16 protein-coding genes are annotated in these 18,163 nt (G+C 67.9%); 14 read left to right on the top strand and 2 right to left on the bottom strand.

Features of this window, described 5'->3' with window-relative positions; genetic code table 11:
- The first annotated feature begins 80 nt into the window (after nucleotides 1-80).
- The 8 genes from JK358_RS28285 to JK358_RS28320 all read left to right on the top strand — a co-directional run bounded on the left by JK358_RS28285 (nucleotide 81) and on the right by JK358_RS28320 (nucleotide 8,796).
- Nucleotides 81-1,049: a ParB/RepB/Spo0J family partition protein gene (locus tag JK358_RS28285; protein WP_201953380.1), complete on the top strand. Its 969-nt coding sequence runs from the start codon at nucleotides 81-83 to the stop codon at nucleotides 1,047-1,049.
- 2 nt (nucleotides 1,050-1,051) lie between these two features.
- Nucleotides 1,052-2,203 carry an aminotransferase class I/II-fold pyridoxal phosphate-dependent enzyme gene (locus JK358_RS28290; RefSeq protein WP_201953383.1) on the top strand — a complete coding sequence of 384 codons (1,152 nt, stop codon included), beginning with the start codon at nucleotides 1,052-1,054 and terminating at the stop codon, nucleotides 2,201-2,203.
- A gap of 62 nt (nucleotides 2,204-2,265) precedes the next feature.
- Nucleotides 2,266-2,613, top strand: a complete 348-nt coding sequence (locus JK358_RS28295; protein ID WP_201953385.1) for a cupin domain-containing protein — start codon at nucleotides 2,266-2,268, stop codon at nucleotides 2,611-2,613.
- A complete protein-coding gene (locus tag JK358_RS28300) occupies nucleotides 2,610-3,995 on the top strand; it encodes a class I tRNA ligase family protein (RefSeq protein WP_201953388.1) in 1,386 nt (461 codons plus the stop codon). Before JK358_RS28295 ends, JK358_RS28300 begins: the two co-directional genes overlap by 4 nt.
- Before the next feature lie 8 nt (nucleotides 3,996-4,003).
- On the top strand, nucleotides 4,004-5,506 hold the full coding sequence (locus tag JK358_RS28305) for an FAD/NAD(P)-binding protein (RefSeq protein ID WP_201953391.1): 1,503 nt from the start codon (nucleotides 4,004-4,006) through the stop codon (nucleotides 5,504-5,506).
- Nucleotides 5,499-6,149, top strand: coding sequence for a GNAT family N-acetyltransferase (locus tag JK358_RS28310; protein ID WP_201953394.1), 651 nt, complete (start codon nucleotides 5,499-5,501; stop codon nucleotides 6,147-6,149). Before JK358_RS28305 ends, JK358_RS28310 begins: the two co-directional genes overlap by 8 nt.
- The gene (locus JK358_RS28315) at nucleotides 6,146-6,874 is read left to right on the top strand and encodes a methyltransferase domain-containing protein (protein WP_201953396.1); all 729 of its coding nucleotides are present in this window, start codon (nucleotides 6,146-6,148) and stop codon (nucleotides 6,872-6,874) included. Before JK358_RS28310 ends, JK358_RS28315 begins: the two co-directional genes overlap by 4 nt.
- A 2-nt stretch (nucleotides 6,875-6,876) precedes the next feature.
- A complete protein-coding gene (locus JK358_RS28320; RefSeq protein WP_201953398.1) occupies nucleotides 6,877-8,796 on the top strand; it encodes an FAD/NAD(P)-binding protein in 1,920 nt (639 codons plus the stop codon).
- On the opposite strand, the gene JK358_RS28325 is transcribed toward JK358_RS28320, so the two are convergent.
- Nucleotides 8,780-9,640: a UbiA family prenyltransferase gene (locus JK358_RS28325; RefSeq protein WP_201953401.1), complete on the bottom strand. Its 861-nt coding sequence runs from the start codon at nucleotides 9,638-9,640 to the stop codon at nucleotides 8,780-8,782. The genes JK358_RS28320 and JK358_RS28325 overlap by 17 nt on opposite strands.
- Nucleotides 9,641-9,990: 350 nt before the next feature.
- On the opposite strand from JK358_RS28325, the gene JK358_RS28330 reads away from it, so the two are divergent.
- From JK358_RS28330 to JK358_RS28355, 6 genes are all read left to right on the top strand, one after another.
- The gene (locus JK358_RS28330; RefSeq protein ID WP_201953405.1) at nucleotides 9,991-12,333 is read left to right on the top strand and encodes an MMPL family transporter; all 2,343 of its coding nucleotides are present in this window, start codon (nucleotides 9,991-9,993) and stop codon (nucleotides 12,331-12,333) included.
- Nucleotides 12,334-12,350: 17 nt separating this feature from the next.
- Nucleotides 12,351-13,460 carry an SDR family oxidoreductase gene (locus tag JK358_RS28335; RefSeq protein ID WP_201953408.1) on the top strand — a complete coding sequence of 370 codons (1,110 nt, stop codon included), beginning with the start codon at nucleotides 12,351-12,353 and terminating at the stop codon, nucleotides 13,458-13,460.
- Nucleotides 13,460-14,326, top strand: a complete 867-nt coding sequence (locus JK358_RS28340; RefSeq protein WP_201953411.1) for an alpha/beta fold hydrolase — start codon at nucleotides 13,460-13,462, stop codon at nucleotides 14,324-14,326. Before JK358_RS28335 ends, JK358_RS28340 begins: the two co-directional genes overlap by 1 nt.
- 12 nt (nucleotides 14,327-14,338) lie before the next feature.
- A complete protein-coding gene (locus tag JK358_RS28345; RefSeq protein ID WP_201953413.1) occupies nucleotides 14,339-15,835 on the top strand; it encodes a class I adenylate-forming enzyme family protein in 1,497 nt (498 codons plus the stop codon).
- A 26-nt stretch (nucleotides 15,836-15,861) separates the two neighbouring features.
- Nucleotides 15,862-16,179 carry a hypothetical protein gene (locus JK358_RS28350; RefSeq protein WP_201953416.1) on the top strand — a complete coding sequence of 106 codons (318 nt, stop codon included), beginning with the start codon at nucleotides 15,862-15,864 and terminating at the stop codon, nucleotides 16,177-16,179.
- 94 nt (nucleotides 16,180-16,273) lie between these two features.
- Complete coding sequence (locus tag JK358_RS28355) at nucleotides 16,274-17,470, top strand: family 2 encapsulin nanocompartment cargo protein terpene cyclase (RefSeq protein WP_201953420.1); 1,197 nt, start codon at nucleotides 16,274-16,276, stop codon at nucleotides 17,468-17,470.
- Nucleotides 17,471-17,484: 14 nt separating this feature from the next.
- Here JK358_RS28355 and JK358_RS28360 read toward each other — a convergent pair whose 3' ends face one another.
- Nucleotides 17,485-18,087: a TetR/AcrR family transcriptional regulator gene (locus JK358_RS28360; RefSeq protein WP_201953423.1), complete on the bottom strand. Its 603-nt coding sequence runs from the start codon at nucleotides 18,085-18,087 to the stop codon at nucleotides 17,485-17,487.
- Nucleotides 18,088-18,163 lie beyond the last annotated feature (76 nt).

Here is an 18,163-nt window from a genome sequence, read left to right on the forward strand (position 1 = left end):
AATGGACGTATTCCGCGCACCATCGCACATCGGCTTGGATTCGAGAGGAAGGAATCACGGGCCGAGCGAAGGGGATTCACGTGGGTACCGCTGCCGAATACGACCCGGCCGAGGCCGGAGCCGGTGACCCGGTCGAGATCGCGATCGCCGCGCTGCGGCCCGCCGACACACCGCGCAGCGGGCGCAACGACGAGCACGTGCGGCTGCTCGCGGAATCCGCGGAGCTGCTTCCGCCGCTGCTCGTGCACCGGGCGAGCATGCGGGTCATCGACGGGATGCACCGGTTGTACGCGGCGGAACTGCTTGGCGCGCAGCGGATCTCGGTGCGCTTCTTCGACGGTGACGAGCAGGAGGCCTTCCTGCTGGCGGTGCGGCTCAACAGCGCCCACGGACTGCCGCTGTCGCTGGCCGAACGCAAGAACGCCGCCCGGCGCATCCTGTCCTATTTCCCGGAGCGATCCGATCGGGCGGTCGCGGCGCTGAGCGGGGTGTCGGACAAGACCGTGGCGGCGATTCGCCGGTCCACCACCGAGCTCACCGGGCCGGAAGGCCGGATCGGACGCGACGGGGGTGTGCGCCCGGTCGATCCGGCTGCGGGGCGCCTGCGCGCGGCCGAGGTGTTCCGTGCGAATCCGGCGCTGTCCTCCCGTGCGGTGGCACGCAGCGCGGGCATCTCCGTGGCGACGGCCAAGGACGTCCGGGATCGCCTCGGACGCAGTGAGGATCCGTTGCGGCCCAGGCAGGTACACGCCGCGAGCGGAGTGCCGCAGGCGGCGCTGCGGGTGCTGTTCCGCCGGACCCGGGGCGCCGACCGGACGACATCGCTCGCGCAGGTGAGAAATGATCCCTCGCTGCGGTTCTCCGAATCCGGTCGGACGCTGTTGCGCTGGCTGGAAGCATCCGGCGCCGATGACCAGGTGTGGCACCGGATCGCGGAAAGCCTTCCCGCGCACGCGGTCTCGGCGCTGGCCGAGCTGGCCAGGAACTGCGCCGAGGATTGGCTCCGTTTCGCCGAACTGCTCGATCAGCGCGTGAAGTCGGCGTCCTGACCATGAGATCAGCACTGGTGGGACGGATGCGGCCGTTCACCTCCTCGGTGTTCGGCGAGATATCGGCGGTGGCGCTCGCGCGGGGCGCGATCGATCTGGGGCAGGGCTTTCCCGACTACGACGGTCCGGAGGCCATGCTGGATCTCGCGAGATCCGCTATCGCCGAGGGCATGAATCAGTATTCGCCGGCCGACGGTCATCCCGCCCTGCTGCGGGCCGTCACCGGCGAGCGCGCACGGCGGCTCGGGTCGGATTACGACCCGTCCGGCGAGGCGCTGGTGACCGCGGGCGCGACCGAAGCCCTGACCGCGGCGATCCTGGCGCTCGTCGAGCCCGGCGACGAGGTGGTGCTGATCGAGCCCTACTACGACTCCTATGCCGCGGCGGTCGCGCTCGCGGGCGCACGGCGGCGCACCGTATCCCTGACTCCCGACGGCGCCGGATTCGCGGTGGATCTCGACGCGCTGCGCGCCGCCGTCACCTCGCGCACCAGCCTGCTCGTCGTCAACTCGCCGCACAATCCGACCGGGCTGGTGTTGTCGACCGGCGATCTCGCCGCCATTGCCGACATCGCGTGTGAGCACGATCTTCTGGTGCTTTCGGACGAGGTCTACGAGCGGCTGGTCTTCCCGGGCGGAACGCATACCTCGATCGCGTCGCTGCCGGGCATGCGGGAGCGCACCATCGTGGTGTCCGGCGCCGCCAAGACCTTCAACGTGACCGGCTGGAAGATCGGCTGGGCATTGGCGCCCGAGCGCCTGATCGACGCGCTGCGGGCCACCAAGCAGTATCTGAGCTTCGTCCCGGCCACGCCTTTCCAGCCGGCGGTCGCGTATGCCCTGGAGTACGAGGATGTCTGGGTGGCCGGGCAGCGGGATGCACTGTGGCACAAGTACTCCCTGCTGTCCACGGCGCTGCGCGAGGCCGGATACGACGTCAAGCGCAGTGCCGGAGGATATTTCGTCTGCGCTGACGTCGGCGGTGACGGGATCGAATTCTGCCGGCGGTTGCCGGTGACGCACGGAACGGCCGCGATACCCGTGGCAGCACTCGCGGACACGACTCGCTGGAACACATTCGTGCGCTTCGCATTCTGCAAGCGCGACGAGACATTACGGGCCGCAGCCGCGCGTCTGGTGCATTCCGGACGCTAGACCGGACTTCGGTTCACAGCCCTCGTTTGTGAAGTATGAACAATTCTCGGAAGGGGAGTGGTATGCGCTACGAGCCGCAGACCGCGAACGATTACAAGCCGGAATACACCGTGATGATCCGGAGGTTCACCGACCTCCTGAAGGCCACCGGTCCCGTGCACACCCAACTCGGATCGGCGGTCTCCTACATTCGCCCCGGCGAATCGATCGAGAAGCATCAGCATCCGGTGACCGAATTCCTCTATCTGATAAACGGTGAGGCCACGGTGTGGGTCGAGGGCGAGACTCAGGTGCTGACCGAGGGCGATGTCGTCGTCCTCGAGCCCGACAAGCTGCATTCGGTGTCGAATACCGGGAGTGAGCCCTTCCGGCTGTTCAGCTTCTGGTGGAGCGAGGGGGTCCGGCAGTGACGATCGACCAGTATCGCGACATCGTCTTCACCCCACCGCCCACACCGAACGGCGGATTGCACATCGGCCATGTCGCGGGCCCCTACCTGCGGGCCGATCTGCACACGAAGCTGCTCAATCTGCTCGGCGGCCGGGCACAGCACAGTTCGCACATCGACAACTACCAGACCTACGTCGCCAAGAAGGCGCAGGAGGTGGGCCGGGAGGTCGAGGAGTTCCGGCGGTCCATGATCGACCAGATAGACCGGGACTACGCCTGCTTCGGTATCGGATTCGATCAGCGCGTCGACAACACCACACCCGCCTACCGGGCGTATCTGGCGGCCTGCCTCGACGAGCTGTTCCTTGACGAGCGTGCCGTCGCCCGTGCGGAATTCGTGGGCAGCGACGAGAACCGCAGCGCTGTCGAAGCCTTCGTCTCCGGAACCTGCCCGGTGTGCTTCCAGCACGCCTTCGCGAACGTGTGCGAGAACTGCGGTTCGCCGCTCGATGTGACGCGCATGATCCACCCCGTCGAGGAGCCGTCGGGCGCCGCGGTCTTCACCGAGCTCCCGGCCGGGCCCGCGCCCACCGTCCTCGAAATCACCGAGCAGGATCTGACCTGGCTGCGCGACCGGAACCGGTCGATCGCGATCGACAACCGGTTCATCGACGCGCTGACCGGCCGTCTGGGCGCGCACACGGTGACCTTGACCATGCGCGGCGACTACGGATACGCCGTCGGTCCGGGGCGCGTGGTGAATCCGTGGATCGATATCTTCTTCGCGCACGCCTACGCGCTGGCGCGCATGCTCGGCCTGCCCGCCGACGTGACGCCCGATCGGGTGCGCGACGAGCTGTCGCGGCACCCCGAGCTGCGGGTCACCTACTACTTCGGTGTGGACAACAGCTACTACTACAGCGTGCTGTTCCCGGTGCTGGCCCGGATCACGGGCATGACCGCGATGCTGCCCGCGGCGCTGAAGGCCAATCGTTTCCTGAAACTCAACGGGCGCAAGGTGTCGTCGAGCCGGAACAATGTCATCTGGGCTCGCGAGATTGCCGGAACGCATTCCGCGACAGTGCTGCGCGGTGCGTTGTCCTCGGCCTGTCCGGAGTACTCCGAAGCGGATTTCCGGGAGAGCATGCTGACCGAACGGTCCTCATGGCGTTCTGCCACCGGGAAATCGCGCGATATTTTCGAGAGTCCGCGCACCGAGATCGGAAAGTTGTTCCGGGCCAATCTGATCGATCTCGCCGACCCGGCGGAGTTCTCCGTCGGGGATCTCCTCAATCGGCTGGACAAGGCAATGGAATTCGCGAATTCGAGCCGTGCCGGATATCGCGAAAGCGAAGAGATCGCACAGATGGTCGCCTATCTGTGCGCAAGTTTGGACATCTGATGGAAAACGTGAGAACGCACGAGAATACGCGGATCGCCATCGTCGGCGCGGGGGCGTCCGGGCTGGCCGCCCTGTACGAATTGCACCGGGTACTGGCTGCCGACCTGCCCGATGTCGTCCTCATCGACGGCGGCGAGCGCCCGGGCGTGGGCACCGTGTACCGCGACGATCTGGGCTGCGCACTGGTCAATCGGCAGGCGCGCCACATGTCGGTGGTATACGACAACCAGCACGATTTCCTCGACTGGGTGGCCGAACAGGGCGGGGCCCTCCCCGCGGACGGGGACGGCGAGTACTTCACCCGCGCGTACTTCGGCCGCTATCTCGAGTGCCGGTACGAGGCCATCGAACGACGGTGGCGGGAGGCGGGCCGGCTGCTGGAGCGGCACGCGTCCTATGCCGAGGGGTTCGAGGAGATCGAGGGGAAGGTGCTCGTCACTGTCGCGGGTGATGTCATCGAGGCCGACCATCTCATTCTGTGCACCGGGCACGGGCGGCAGGACGAGCCGCCACCGGGCGACGGTGATCCGTTGCGCCCCTACCCCTTACGTGAACTGGTCGAGCGGACCCGTGGGGCGCGGCGAGTGGCCGTGCTGGGATCGGGGCTCACCGCTGTCGATTGCACGCTGGCGCTGCTGTCCGGCCATCCCGATATCGAGGTCTCGATGTTCTCCCGGTCGGGCATCCTGCCCGACGTCCGTGCGGATTTCGCGGAGGATCTACCCCTCACGCTGCCCGCGCGCGATGACCACCGAGGTGCGTCCCTCGCCGAATTGCGCACCCGCTTCCTGACGGAGCTGGCCGCGCAGCAGGTCACACCGGAGGACCTGCGCGAGTATCTGGATCGGCTGGTCGCGGGGGTAGGTGGCTTCGTTGCCCCCGATCGGATCCCGGAGGCGCAGCGGCGGATCCAGAACATCGCCATCTCGATGGCCAACCGAGATCTGCCGGTGTACTGGTACGGCATGTCCGAGGCCGACCGGAAAGCCTTCGACGACCGGTATTACCGCCTCCTGCAGGCGATATGCAGCCCGATCCCGCCGCACACCGCCAGGATTCTGCGGACGGCGATCGATGCCGGGCGAGTCCGGGTACTGGTCGGCACCCTCGAGCGCACGGCGGACGCGCCGGGCATCCGCACACCCGACGGCATCGCGACCTACGACGCGATCGTCGACGGGACCGGGGCTACGACCAGCGCCGGGCAGGAACGATTCGAGAACACCCTGGTGGCGAACGGCTGGGCGGTGGCCGAGCAGTACGGCGGCGTCCGCGTCGATCGCCGGACCGGCGGACTGGTCCGGCCCGACGGGCGTCCGTCCCGGGTAGCGGCGATCGGCTTCGCCACCCGTGGTTCGCTGCTGTATTCCTCATCGCTGTTTCAGGCGACGTGGAACGTCAAAGGCATTGCGGCACAGATACAGCACGCCCGCACCACCGCCGCGGTCCGGGGCGGGGCGGGATCGGGCGAGGTACTGACCCGAGTGGGAGGAACCGGTGAGAATGCGTGACTGGAGCGAGATACCCACGCTGCGAGGCGAATTCGTGCTGCTGCGGCCGACCGTGCTGTCGGACGCGGCCGGCCTGGCCCGCGCGCACGATGATCCGGAGACCCTCAGGTACTTCCCGTACGGCATCGAATCCGCGCCCCCCTCGGCCGAAACCGTCTCCCACGCACTGGAGTCCGGCCGGCAGACCCTCACCATCGTCGACGCGCGCGGTGCCGAGGTGATCGGCACGACCTCTATCTACAACATGAGCGAACACCATCGCCGGGTGACCGTGGGATACACCTGGCTGTCGGCCGGAGTGCGCGGCTCGGCCTGCAATCCGGAGTCGAAACTGCTTGTGCTGGACCACGTCTTCGGCACATTGCGCGCCGCCCGCGCCGAATTCAACGTGGACGATCTGAATACCCGGTCGCGGCGGGCCGTCCTGGCGATCGGCGCGACCGAAGAGGGCAGCCTGCGCCGGCACGCCCGCCGCCGTGACGGATCGTGGCGCACGACGATCGTCTACTCCATCGTCGACTCCGAATGGCCGGTGGTTCGTGAGCGCCTGGCCGATCTGGTGCGCCGTCGCTCGGAGCCCACCGGCCGCGTTCCGGCCGCCGCGCCCGGGACGGACCGATTCTCGAAACAGGAGACAGCATGACGTCGATCGAATTCGACACCCAGACGGGCGAATTCGCCACCAGCGGCGACTTCTATCGCGCCCGGGGGGCGTCCGCGATCATGCGGGCCGCCAACTTCCCCGACGACCTGCTCGCCTTCCTGCAACTGGAATCCCTGGCGGTGCTGCAGAGCGTGCGGCAGTTCCACTGCGACATGCTCGTCGAAATGGGTTGTTACGACGGGCGAGCCATCGAGGTCGCCCGTTCGGCGGGGATCCCCTACCTGGGGATCGACATCAACGACGACGCGGTCGAACTGCTGCGCCGTCGCATCATCAGCGAGGGCCTGCAGCGCACGGCGAACGCTGTGGCCGGTGACGCCGGGCGGCCGGAACAGTGGCGCGCGCACGTCCACGGCGAGGTGCCGCTCTACGTGTTCCCGTTCAACCTCATCGGGAATCTGCCCGACCCCGCGGCGGTTTTCGACGCCCTGCGCGGGTCGGGCGGGTACGGCCTGATCTCGGCGTTCAATTCCGACGTGTGGACCACCGAGGTGCGCCGGGACTACTACACGGCGTGCGGAATCACCCTCGCCGCCGTGGAGCGGGCGCCGTACAGCGGCGTCCGGTTCCGCGGCGCCGACGGATTCGTCTCGCAGTCGTTCAGCGCCGCCTGTTTCGACCGCCTCCTGCACGATTGCGGCCTCGAGGCGGTGGCGAGCGCGCAGAACCATCTCGGCCAGTGCGTCACGGTGAGCTTCGGCTAGCGATGAACAGTCCGACATCCCCGGCCCGCATCCCGGTGCGGGCCCTGAACGTGGCGATCATCGGCGCCGGTCCGCGTGGGACGGTCACCTTGGAACGATTGTGCGCCAATGCGACACAGCGGCCCGAGCGCCCGATCCACATCCATGTGATCGATCCGTACGAGCACGGCCCGGGCCGGGTCTGGCGGCGGGATCAACCGCGTCAGCTGCTGATGAACAGCGTTGCGGCGGATATCACCGCGTTCCCGGACGACTCGGTACGGTGCGCGGGTCCGATCACCACCGGTCCCACCCAGTACGAGTGGGCGAAAACCGTGGCGATGGAGAATGACAGCGTGCTGCCCATGGAGCTGCGCGCGGAGGCGCGGGCGATGCGCCCGTGGTCCTATCCCAGCCGCGCCCTGCACGGGGAGTACCTGCGGTGGGCCTTCACCCGCATCGAGCGGCAGGCTCCGGAGCATGTGATGGTGACGGTGTACCGCAGTGCGGCAACGGATTTGACGCCGTACGCGGAGCGCGGCGGCGGCTATCGCGTCGCACTCGGCGACGGCAGGAGGATCCGGGCCGAAGCCGTCGTCCTGGCGGTCGGCCACTACGATCTCGAGCCCTCCAAACGTAACCGCGAGCTGGCGGACGCCGCGCGGCGGGCCGGTCGGCACTACGTTCCGCCCGGAAACGCCTCCGATGCCGACCTGCGAGCGATCGGTTCCGGCACCGAGGTGATCGTCTACGGGCTGGGGTTGACCTTCTTCGACCATGTGGCACTGCTGACCACGGGCCGGGGCGGCAGATTCGAAGAACGGGCCGGTGAGCTCGAGTATCTGCCCTCCGGCGCGGAGCCGAGGATCTATGCCGCGTCCCGGCAGGGCGTCCCCTACCGGGCGCGCCCGGAGTACCGGGAGCAGGAGGTGCCGTCCTATCGGCCGCGCTACTTCACCGGTGCGTTCGCCGATCGGCTGGCTGCCCGCTCGGAGCGACTCGACTTCCGCGCCGACGTCTGGCCGACACTGCGCAAGGAGATGGCGTGGGCCTACTACCGGACCCTGCTGCACGCGGATCCCGGCGACGAGGCCGTGCTCCGGGAGGTCTTCGACGCGCCCGGCTTCGACATCGATCGGTTGCCCGCGGTGCTGGAGGGTTCCCTCGGCCTCGGCAACCGGCACCTGGATTGGAGCGAACTGCTGACACCCGGCGCCGGGCGCAGCTTCGCCTCCACGGAGATCTTCGGAAAGTGGTTACGCGGCCTGCTGGAAGACGATTACGCGGCCGCCGCGCGGGGGCCGGATCGAGATCCCGGTAAGGCGCTGGCGGCCGCGGTACGCGATCTGCGCGGTGTGGTGCGGAGAATCGTTTCGCACGGCGGCGTCGGCGGGCAGTCCTATCGCCGCGATATCGAACTCTGGTTCAACGGGGTGAACAATATGCTGGCGTCCGGCCCACCGAACAGCCGTGTCGCGGAACTGATCGCGCTGCAGCGCGCGGGCGCGGTAGAGTTCGTCGGACCGGCCGCACCGGCCCGGTTCGATCCGGATATCGGGCTGTTCAGCGTGGAGTCGGCGGTGGTCGACGGCTCCCGGCGCACCGCGCCGGCGCTCATCGAGTCCTATCTGCCCGGGGCGGATATCCGGCGGGCAGCCGATCCGTTCCTGAAGGACCTTCTCGCACGCGGCAATTGCCGGGCCTATCGCATTCCGGATGCGGGCGGCGGCTATCGGTCCGGCGGCATCGATGTCGACCCGCGAACACTGCGGGTGATCAAAGCGAACGGGCGGGCACACGAGCAGGTGTACTGCTTCGGCCCGCCGCTCGAGGGTGTGCAGTGGGTGACCGCGTCCGGTGCGCGCCCCCGGGTGAACTCACCGCTGCTCACCCAGTCCGACCAGATCGCTCGCGCGATCCTGGGACTCACGCCGGCGCGGTGAGGACGGTCAGGTGGGTGAGGTACTGCACGCCGAGATGAATCCGATAGGGCAGCCTGGTGGTGTCCCGCCGGTCGGAATGCCGGGTGGTCAGCACGGAGTACGCCACCAGCAGGCCCCCGCCGAGGACCACCGCTGCCGCCCCGGACAGCAGCGGGATCGCCTGTGCGGCAAGGCAGAACAGCACGCCGATGGCGACGGCGACGCTCGCCACGGTCGCCCGGAGGCGGCGCTCGCCGATGCGCACCGCCAGCACCCCGCGCCCGGCCGCGCGATCACCGTCGATATCGGAGAAGTCCTTCGTGATCGCACCGACGAAGCCGGACCAGCAGGACATGGCGAGGGCGAGGGCGAGCAGCTGTGGCGTCGGTCGACCGCCGACGGCGAGCATGCCCGCGATATAGGTGACGAAGCCGCCGAGGACGACCACCGCGATGGATCCGAACGGTGTCGCACAGAATCGGAACGGCGGCAGCGAGTAGGCGCAGCCGAGCGCCAGGATCACCACGACCGCGAGAATCATCCACGGACCGCGATGCACCGCCGACAGCATGGCGACGAGCGCGAAACCGATTGCCGCCCTGATGGCATCCGGTCGTGACAACGCTCCCCGGGACAGCGGCCGGCCGACCCCGTTGACCGAGTCGTTGTCGATATCGCAGACGCCGTTCAGCACATAGACGAACACGATCGCCGCGACCCACCCGAGCAGACTCGTGAGATAGCCGAGGGTGCCCAGGTCCTGCGGCCCGGGGAGCGCGGCGACGCCGAGTACGGAGCCCGCGACGAATCGCAGCGCGAAAAGAAATTGAACGGCGGGCCGAGCCTCTTGCAGAGACAGCAGCACCGACCGAGAATGAATTGCAACGGAATTCGCCGCGTTATCGAGCCGAGAATTCGAACGGCCGAGCCGATCGAAGAAATAGAAAGTTGCGCCGTCCGATGCCGTGACATTCCCTGAATGCATGTTCTGGAAGTTACTGAGCGAAACAGTGCGTCAGTAGAACTTCGCGGAAAGTTGTGCCATTCGAATAATGGCCTCTACCTCTAAAGATACATCCCGGATCGGCGGGTATCCGGACGGCCGATCTGATATCGGCGATCACCCGGGAGCGCCCGTTCGAGTGCGGAACTTCCGCAGTCGACCGCCATCCCGGGGTCTGGCCCCACCCACCCTCTCGAACATGGAGTACTGCTGTGTTGACCACAATCGCCCGGTTCGCCGTCGCGCGGCCCTGGCCGGTGCTCGTCGGAACCCTCCTGGTCGCACTGCTGTGCGGTGTCTTCGGCGGGTCGGCGCAGGCGGCCCTGAAATCCGGCGGCTTCGCCTCGGCCGATGTCGAGGCGGCGAACCGATTCATTCAACGGCACTTCCCCGGCGCGAGCCCGAATGTCGTTGTGCTGGTGACTGATTCGGAGTCCATCGACAGCCCGGCGGCGCAGGCCGCCACCCGGCGGGTGCTGGATCTGCTGCGTGCCCGCGCGGACGTCACCAGTATCCAGGCCTGGTCCGATTCCGAGACCGGCCCGTCCCGGTCGCTGCGCAGCGTGGACGGTCGCAGCGGGCTCATTCTGGTCGGACTGGCCGGTGACGACACCGCCCAGCAGGACAGCGCGGGCCGGGTATCGGAACAGGTCTCGGGTTCCGCCGACGGGGTGACCATCCGCACCGGCGGAGCCGCCGCCGAATTCCACGACATCAGCACCGAGATCGCGGACGGGCTGCTCGTCGCGGAGGCGATCGCGCTGCCGGTGACACTGCTGCTGCTGATCCTCGTGTTCGGCAGTGTGGTGGCCGCCGCGCTGCCGGTCGTGATCGGGCTCTTCTCAATCATCTCCACCCTGGCCATCCTGCGGGCACTGACCCTGGTCACCGATGTCTCGATCTTCGCGCTCAACATGACCACCGCGCTCGGCCTGGCCCTGGCCATCGACTACAGCCTGTTCATCGTGAGCCGGTACCGCGAGGAGCTGGCCCAGGGGGCGGCGGTGAAAGACGCCGTGGTCAAGGCGATTCGGACGGCCGGTCGCACCGTGGTGTTCTCGGCGCTGACGGTGGCGCTCTCGCTCGCGGCACTGTCCTGCTTCGACGCCTACTTCCTGCGCTCCTTCGCCTACGCGGGTATCGCCGTCGTGGTCGCCGCCACCGCGGCGTCGGTGCTGGTGCTGCCGGCCGGCCTCATGGTGCTGGGGCCCCGGGTGAATGCGCTGGATCTGCGCGTTCCCCTGCTGCGGCTCATCCGCCGGGCACCCGCGCCCGCCCCGGCCCCGGAACGGACCCGCTGGTACCGGCTGGTCGTGGCGGTGATGAAACGCGCTGTGCCCGTGTCGATCACGGCCACCGCGGTGCTGGTGCTGCTCGGATTGCCGTTCCTCTCCGTCCAGTTGGCCTACCCCGACTACCGGGTGATGCCGGAGGCGGCGCCCAGCTACCAGGTCGGCGAAAGCCTGCGCCACGATTTCGACGCGAACCTGGCCGCGACCGTCTCCATCGCGTTGCCGGACCATCAGCGCCCGGTCGGCGACTACGCCGCGGCGCTGTCCGCCGTCGCGGGGGTGACCGCGGTGCTGTCGCCGGAGGGCGTGTATTCCCAAGGCCGCCAGGTCGATTCGTCGCACCTGCCGATGACCGCGCCGGCGGGCACGGTGCTGGCCGTGCGGACCGGGATCGATCCGATGTCGCAGCAGGGAGCCGAGCTCGTCGCCGCCCTGCGTGCGGTGCCGTCGCCGGTTACGCCGCTGTTCGGCGGTACGGCCCCGGTGTACAAGGACGCACTGGACGAGATGTACGACCGGCTGCCCATCGCGCTGGCGATCGTCGTGCTGAGCAGTCTCGTGCTGCTGTTCCTGTTCACGGGGAGCCTCGTACTGCCGGTCAAGGCGTTGCTGCTGAACCTGCTGTCGCTCACTGCGACCTACGGGGCCATGGTCTGGGTGTTCCAGCAGGGCCACCTGTCCGGCCTGCTGGGATTCACGGCCACCGGATACCTGAACGCCAATATGCCGCCCCTGATGTTCTGTCTGGCCTTCGGCATGTCCATGGACTACGAGGTCTTCCTGCTCTCCCGGATCCGCGAGGAGTGGCTCGCCTCCGACCGCAGCGCCGGAGCCAACACCCACGCCGTCGCCATGGGCGTCGCGCGGACCGGGCGGATCTTCACCGCGGCGGCGGCGCTGATGGCCGTCGTGTTCCTGGCCATCGCCACGTCGGCGGTGTCGTCGATGCAGATGTTCGGAATCGGTCTCGCGCTGGCGGTGGTGGCCGATGCCACCATCATCCGGCTGTGCCTGGCCCCGGCCCTCATGCGGTTGATGAGCACCGGGAACTGGTGGCTGCCCGGCCCGCTGGCGGCACTGCATCGCCGTGTCGGCCTGACGGAGCACGATGGTGAATCCGGTGCGGTCGAATCCATTGACGAATTCGATTCGCGATTACTACTGTCGGAACCGATCCGAATGGTGCAGATCGGCGCCACGAATTCTCTTCCCGGTGACGGACGAATTTCCTGTCACTTGCGGATTCCCATGGACAAGAATTGAAAGAGGAGGGCTTTGCCATGACGGAAAAACCGTCCCGAGTAATGCTCACAGGGGTGACGGGGCTCATCGGCGGCGCACTCGCCATCGAATTGCTGAAAGAAACCGACGCACAACTACTGTGCCTGGTCCGCACCCGGCCGGGCAGCTCCGCCCAGCAGCGTCTGCTGGACTCGCTGCGCCTCAGCGCGCAGGCCTACGGCACCCCGCTGTCGGCGGAGGAACTGGCCCGCTGCACGGCCGTCGCGGGTGATATCACCGAGCCGCTGGCAGGTGTCGACCTCGACGCCCACACCGGCGGCGTGGACGAATTCTGGCATTCGGCAGCGTCTCTGGCCTTCGAGGAGCACCGCGCGGCCGAGATCGAGAAGCAGAATGTCGAGGGCACCGAGAACGTGCTCGAGCTGGCCCGCGGCTTGGGCGTGCGGACGTTCAACTACATCAGCACCGCCTATGTCGCCGGACGCACCAACGGAGTCATTCCGGAGGCGCGGATCCCGGCGTCGGTGGAGTCGAACAACGCCTACGAACGATCGAAGATCGCGGCCGAGAACACCGTGCTGGACTCGGGTTTCGACACGATCCGGATCTTCCGGCCGAGCATCGTCATCGGGCACAGCCGGACCTACGCCGCCACCACGTTCTCGGGTCTGTACGGTTTCGTCCGCGGCCTGCAGCGCGCGCGCAATCTCGTCCGCGCCTCGCTGGGCGACCTGCTGAAGTTCCGGCCCCTGCGCTTGCTGGCGAACGGGGACACCCCGGTCAACTTCATCCCGGTGGACCAGGTGGTCCGTGCCGCCGTCGGCATCGCGGCGCGGTCGTCCGACAGCGAGATCTACCACCTCGCCAACAGCGCCCCGCCCGCGTTGAAGACGGTGTGGGACGGCGCGGTCGACGTGCTGGGCGTGCAGTACCCGATCTTCACCGACGACCGCTCCGAGTTCACGCTCATCGACGAGAAGGTCGATGAGCAGATGGACTTCTACCGGTCCTACATGAACGACGAGAAGTACTTCTCGGTGTCGAATGTCGAGAAGATCCTCGGCGAGGGCGCACTGCGGTGCGAACTGTCGGCTCAGGAGCTCGGCCGGTACGTCGCCTGGTACCTGGCGCATCGGGGGGCCGCGTAATGGATCTGGCGACCATCGAAACCTGGGACCTCGGCTACCGGGGCGATACGGCCCGGCACCGGACCGCCGACGGCTGCGAGCTCTACTACGAGCTGGAGGGCGAAGGGCCCTGCGTCACTTTCGTTTCCACGATCTACGTGGTCAGCACGGCGTGGCGCAATTTCACCCGGCGGGTGGTGACCGAGAACCGGATCCTCACCTACGATCTCCGCAACCAGGGTGCGTCCTCCGGGGAGCCCAAGGGCTTCGATCAGCATGTGGACGATCTCGTCTCCCTGCTGGATCACCTCGGGATCGAACGGACCCACCTGGTCGGATCCTCGATCTCGACGCTCATCTGCCGCGACTTCGCGGTCCGGCATCCGGACCGGGTCTCGGGTCTGATCCTGGTCGGACCGCCGATCAGCCCGTGGGGCTCCAAGCGCCGCACCCGCATCACCCGATCCTGGCTCGCCGCACTCGAATCCGGCGGTCCCCGTGCGCTGTTCGACGCGATCTATCCGCTCGTCTTCGGTGATCGCACCCAGGCGATCGGCGGCACCGCGACGTATCTGGCCCTGCGGGAGCGGTTCCTGGCGACCAACTCCACCGCGCAGCTGCGGGCCAACCTCTCCGATGCCCTCGATCCCAGCGAGGACGTCGCGATGCTGACGCGAGTGGCGGCGCCGACCCTGCTGCTCGGTGGCGACGACGATTTCTGCATCAGCCCCTCCGGATTGCGATTGCTGGCCGAGACCATGCCCGATGCGACCGCCGAGATCTTCGACGAGTGCGGGCATCTGCCCTTCTTCGAACACACCGACCGATTCGAGGAATCGCTGCGCGACTTCGTCCGCGGCGTGGAAGCCCGCCGGACCCGCCAGTAAGGAACCAACGCTGTGGCACACGACCTGCCGGTTCGCGAACTGGCGAACCGCTATCTGCGATTGGCGCAGGAACGACCGGACGCCGACGCCCTGATCTTCCAGCGCGCGCCGTTCGAGGGAATCCGGCTCAGCTGGGCGGATATCGCCGATCGCAGTGAGAAACTGCTGGCCCATTTCGTGCTGGCGGGAATGGCGCCGGGCGCACGCTGCGCCGTGACCCTCGTCGATCATCCGGATACGGTGCCGGCCCTGCTGGCCCTGTGGCGGCTCGACGCCACGGCCGTGCTGATCGACGCTGCATGGGGAAATCGACTGCGGGACAACGTATTGCGCCACTCGGGCGCGGATTTCGGACTGGAGCTTCTGCCCGAGTTCCGGGTGGTGCGCATCGGCTCCTCCGAAGGGTTCCCACACGCACTCCCCGACGGCACGGCGATGCTCGGCTACACCTCGGGCAGCACCGGTGACCCCAAGGGCATTCCGTTCACCCATTCGAAACTGGCGCTGACCATGCATGCCTCCGCGGCGGCGGGAGCGGCGCTGCGCGGCGGCGAGCCGTCCCGGATTGCGTGTAGTGCAAGGCTTTCCGGATCCGGAACACTGAACATGCACTACGTCTGGGCGGCCTTCACCGACGCCGCGGTAGTCGTGCTCCCGGAGCTCGACCTGCGCTCGGGTCGCGACTATTGGAGTCGCATAGACGAATTCGCCGTCGACCAGACCTATCTCGTTCCCTCGCTGGTCGAAATCGTCAATCACGTCGCTCGACCGCGCGTCGCCGGCGGCGCGGCTCCGCTGTGCCTTACCGGCAGCGCGCCGCTGCCGGCGCGTACCCAGCAGCGCTTCACGCAGAAGTTCGGCCTGCCCCTGGTGAATTGCTACGGCATCTCGGAAGCCATGTGCGCCATCTTCTTCGGGCACCGGGACCGGGACGGCTCGGCGACGAACGACGTCGGTGTGCCCTGGCTGCTGCAGGCGCGGCTCGTCGACAGTGCCGGCGTCGTCGTGGCCGGCGCGGGGGAGGGGGAGTTGCAGTTGGCGGGTCCGACGCTGCTCGACCACTACTACGGAAATCCCGCCGCCACCGCCGCGGCCTTCGACGGGCGCTGGTTCCGCACCGGTGACGTCATGCGCCGCGAGACCGACGGTGTCTACCGCATCGCCGGCCGTAGCAAGGACGTGGTCATGAAGGGCGGGTTCGCCGTGTACCTGAACGAGGTCGAGGAAGCCGCGCTCGCGATCCCCGATGTCCTCGAGGCCGGGGCGGTCGGACTCTCGCTCCTCGACGGCGAGGACATCGGGCTGCTGGTGCGCCTCGACGAGTCCAGCGCAGTCGGCACCGCCGACGTTCTCGAATCGATCCGTCGCGACCTCGGCCGGCAGCGCGCGCCGCGGCGCGTGATCGCGATCGCCGATCCGCTGCCTCGAACCGGACAGAACAAGCTCGACCGCCGGGCGGTCACCGCACTGTGGGAAACCGAGGCGGCCCTCGCGTCCGTGTCGAAATGACCTGTCGCGTACCGAAGGAGTAAGCAATGAACAGCCAGAACACACTCGGGGCAGGGATTTCCGAGGCCGAGTTCATCGACGCGGTCACCGCGTTCCTGCACGACCTGCGCGGTCCGGAGCACGGCGCCGTCGAGGCGGACAGCGATCTCGTCACCGACGTGGGGCTGGACTCGATCCAGTTGATCGCGCTGCTGGGTTTCATCGAGCGACTGCGTGACCGCGAGCTCGACGAGGTGCCCGAACTGGGCGGTCTCACCATCCGCAGCGCCTACCGGGCACTGTTCCTGGGTGGGCCGGGCGAGTCGGCGCTGCGCGGCGGGGCCGTCACGACCGGAATCGCGTAAACGGCTGCGCGGGAGGGGTTGCAGGTCCGATAGTCGATGCAGTCACCATCTATGCGTTGCTCTACCTGATGACCGGCACGGCGGGAGAAGCACGATGACCAGTCTCGACAACGATCTGCGTGGGCCGAACGGGCTCGGCACTCAACTCGCCAAGCGGTTCGCGCCGGTGCCTGCGCCGGAATCGCCCGCACCGGACGCGAAACCGCCCTTCTCCGAACTCGGCGCCACCGATCACTGCACGCCCGGGGTGCCCCGCCTGGGGGAGAGCGCGCTGCGGCTGCCGATACGGCGGTTGACCGCGGATGTCGAGCCCTGCCAACTGCTGGAATGGGGTGACGGCTCGGCGTCGCCGCTGTACTGTCCGCCCGCGGCCCGGATCGACGACGGGCTCGCCGAGGAGATCGACGATCGGCTGGTCGCGTGGGCGGAAGGTCTCGGCTTCACCGATGAGGAGCTGGAGAAGCTGCGCAAGACAGGGTACGGGCGGCTGGTCATGTTGACCCACACCGATTCCGACGATCCCGATCACCTGCTGGTGGCCGCGCAGATGAACACCGCGTGGTGGATGGCCGACGACTACTACGCCGACGATTCGGCGCTGGGCGCGGATCCGACGCGGCTGCCGCAGCGGCTGACGCTGGCCATGGCCGCGCTGGACCCGCTGCCGGACGCGGGCGAGTTCAGCGAGCCGCTCGACGCGGTGCTGCGCGAGGACAAGGTGCTGCGCGCGTTCGGTTCGGCCATCGCGCATCTGCGCAAGCACGCGACACCCGATCAGGTGCAGCGCGCCTGCTACGCGACCTTCTCGATGTTCGTGTCGTGGACCGCGTACGCCGCGTGGCGGCACACCGACGAGATGCCGACGGCGTGGGAGTACCTGGCCGCCCGCCAGCACGACACCTTCTACACCTCCATGACGCTGATCGATCCGGTCGCCGGATTCGCGGTGCCCGCCAACCTCTTCTACGACGAGCGTGTGCGCCGGGCCGCGTTCCAGGCGGGCACGGCGTGCGTGCTGGTCAACGATCTGTTCTCGGTGAAGAAAGACGCGGCCGACGAGGTGCCCGTGGCCAATATGGTGCTGCAGATCGCCGCCGACCGCGGCTGCTCGGTGGAGCAGGCCGTGGAGATCACCGTGGATCTGCACAACCGGATGGTGCGCGATTTCGAGGAGGGGCAGCGGGCCTTGAAGGCCGTGCCGTCACCCGAATTGCAGATGTTCCTGCACGGCGTCCGCAATTGGATGGGCGGCTCGTTCGAATGGCACAACACCAATCCGCGGTATCGCTAGCCGTTCCCGGGTAGTCACTGTCGTGGCTGGGCGCTGATCGCGGTGCCCAGCCAGCGGCGCAGGTAGCGTCGCAGTTCCTCGTCGGCGCGGGGCGGGTTGCCGGGGGAGAGGAAGAACGACTGCATGGTGCGCAGCAGGTGCTCGACCAGCTCCCGCAGCGCCGCCTCGTCGTAGCCGTGGCGTTCCCAGTCGACGTCGAAGCGGCGAATCATGGTCATGCCGAAGGCCTGTGCCTCGTCGGAGGTGAGCGCGCCGGTATTGGCGTAGGAGCCGGACAGGATCAGGCCCAGATGCGGGGTCCGGCGCACCTCGCCCAGGGTGTAGACGACGCCCTCGACCAGGGCTTCGGCCGGCTCGTCGAAGCCCTTGACCTGTGCGGTCAGCCGATCGAGGAAGCCGTCCACCGAGGCCAGCGCGGCCGCCTGCATGAGCGCCTCGGAGCTGGGGAAGTAGCGGTACACGGTCTGGCGGATGACGCCGAGTGACTCGGCCACGTCGGCGATGCCGACCACCGCGCCGGTCGTGCCGATGAGATCGACTGCGGCGGAGACGATTCGGCGTGCCGCCTCGGCGTCGTCGGCCGGTGGGCTGCCGCCCCAACCGCGTCTCCTGGCCACCCTGCGATTCCTCGTTTCTCCAGCTCCCGGACCGGTTTTCGAGGCTATCACGGCAAACTAATCATACACATGAGCT

This window comes from Nocardia acididurans (genome assembly GCF_016741815.1).
Classification (GTDB): Bacteria; Actinomycetota; Actinomycetes; order Mycobacteriales; family Mycobacteriaceae; genus Nocardia; species Nocardia acididurans.

What these genes read in the sequence shown, in the direction of transcription:
- JK358_RS28290 (WP_201953383.1), top strand. Translation starts at nt 1,052, where the DNA reads ATGAGATCAGCACTGGTGGGACGGATGCGGCCGTTCACCTCCTCGGTG.
- JK358_RS28295 (WP_201953385.1), top strand. Translation starts at nt 2,266, where the DNA reads ATGCGCTACGAGCCGCAGACCGCGAACGATTACAAGCCGGAATACACC.
- JK358_RS28310 (WP_201953394.1), top strand. Translation starts at nt 5,499, where the DNA reads ATGCGTGACTGGAGCGAGATACCCACGCTGCGAGGCGAATTCGTGCTG.
- JK358_RS28315 (WP_201953396.1), top strand. Translation starts at nt 6,146, where the DNA reads ATGACGTCGATCGAATTCGACACCCAGACGGGCGAATTCGCCACCAGC.
- JK358_RS28320 (WP_201953398.1), top strand. Translation starts at nt 6,877, where the DNA reads ATGAACAGTCCGACATCCCCGGCCCGCATCCCGGTGCGGGCCCTGAAC.
- JK358_RS28335 (WP_201953408.1), top strand. Translation starts at nt 12,351, where the DNA reads ATGACGGAAAAACCGTCCCGAGTAATGCTCACAGGGGTGACGGGGCTC.
- JK358_RS28340 (WP_201953411.1), top strand. Translation starts at nt 13,460, where the DNA reads ATGGATCTGGCGACCATCGAAACCTGGGACCTCGGCTACCGGGGCGAT.
- JK358_RS28350 (WP_201953416.1), top strand. Translation starts at nt 15,862, where the DNA reads ATGAACAGCCAGAACACACTCGGGGCAGGGATTTCCGAGGCCGAGTTC.
- JK358_RS28355 (WP_201953420.1), top strand. Translation starts at nt 16,274, where the DNA reads ATGACCAGTCTCGACAACGATCTGCGTGGGCCGAACGGGCTCGGCACT.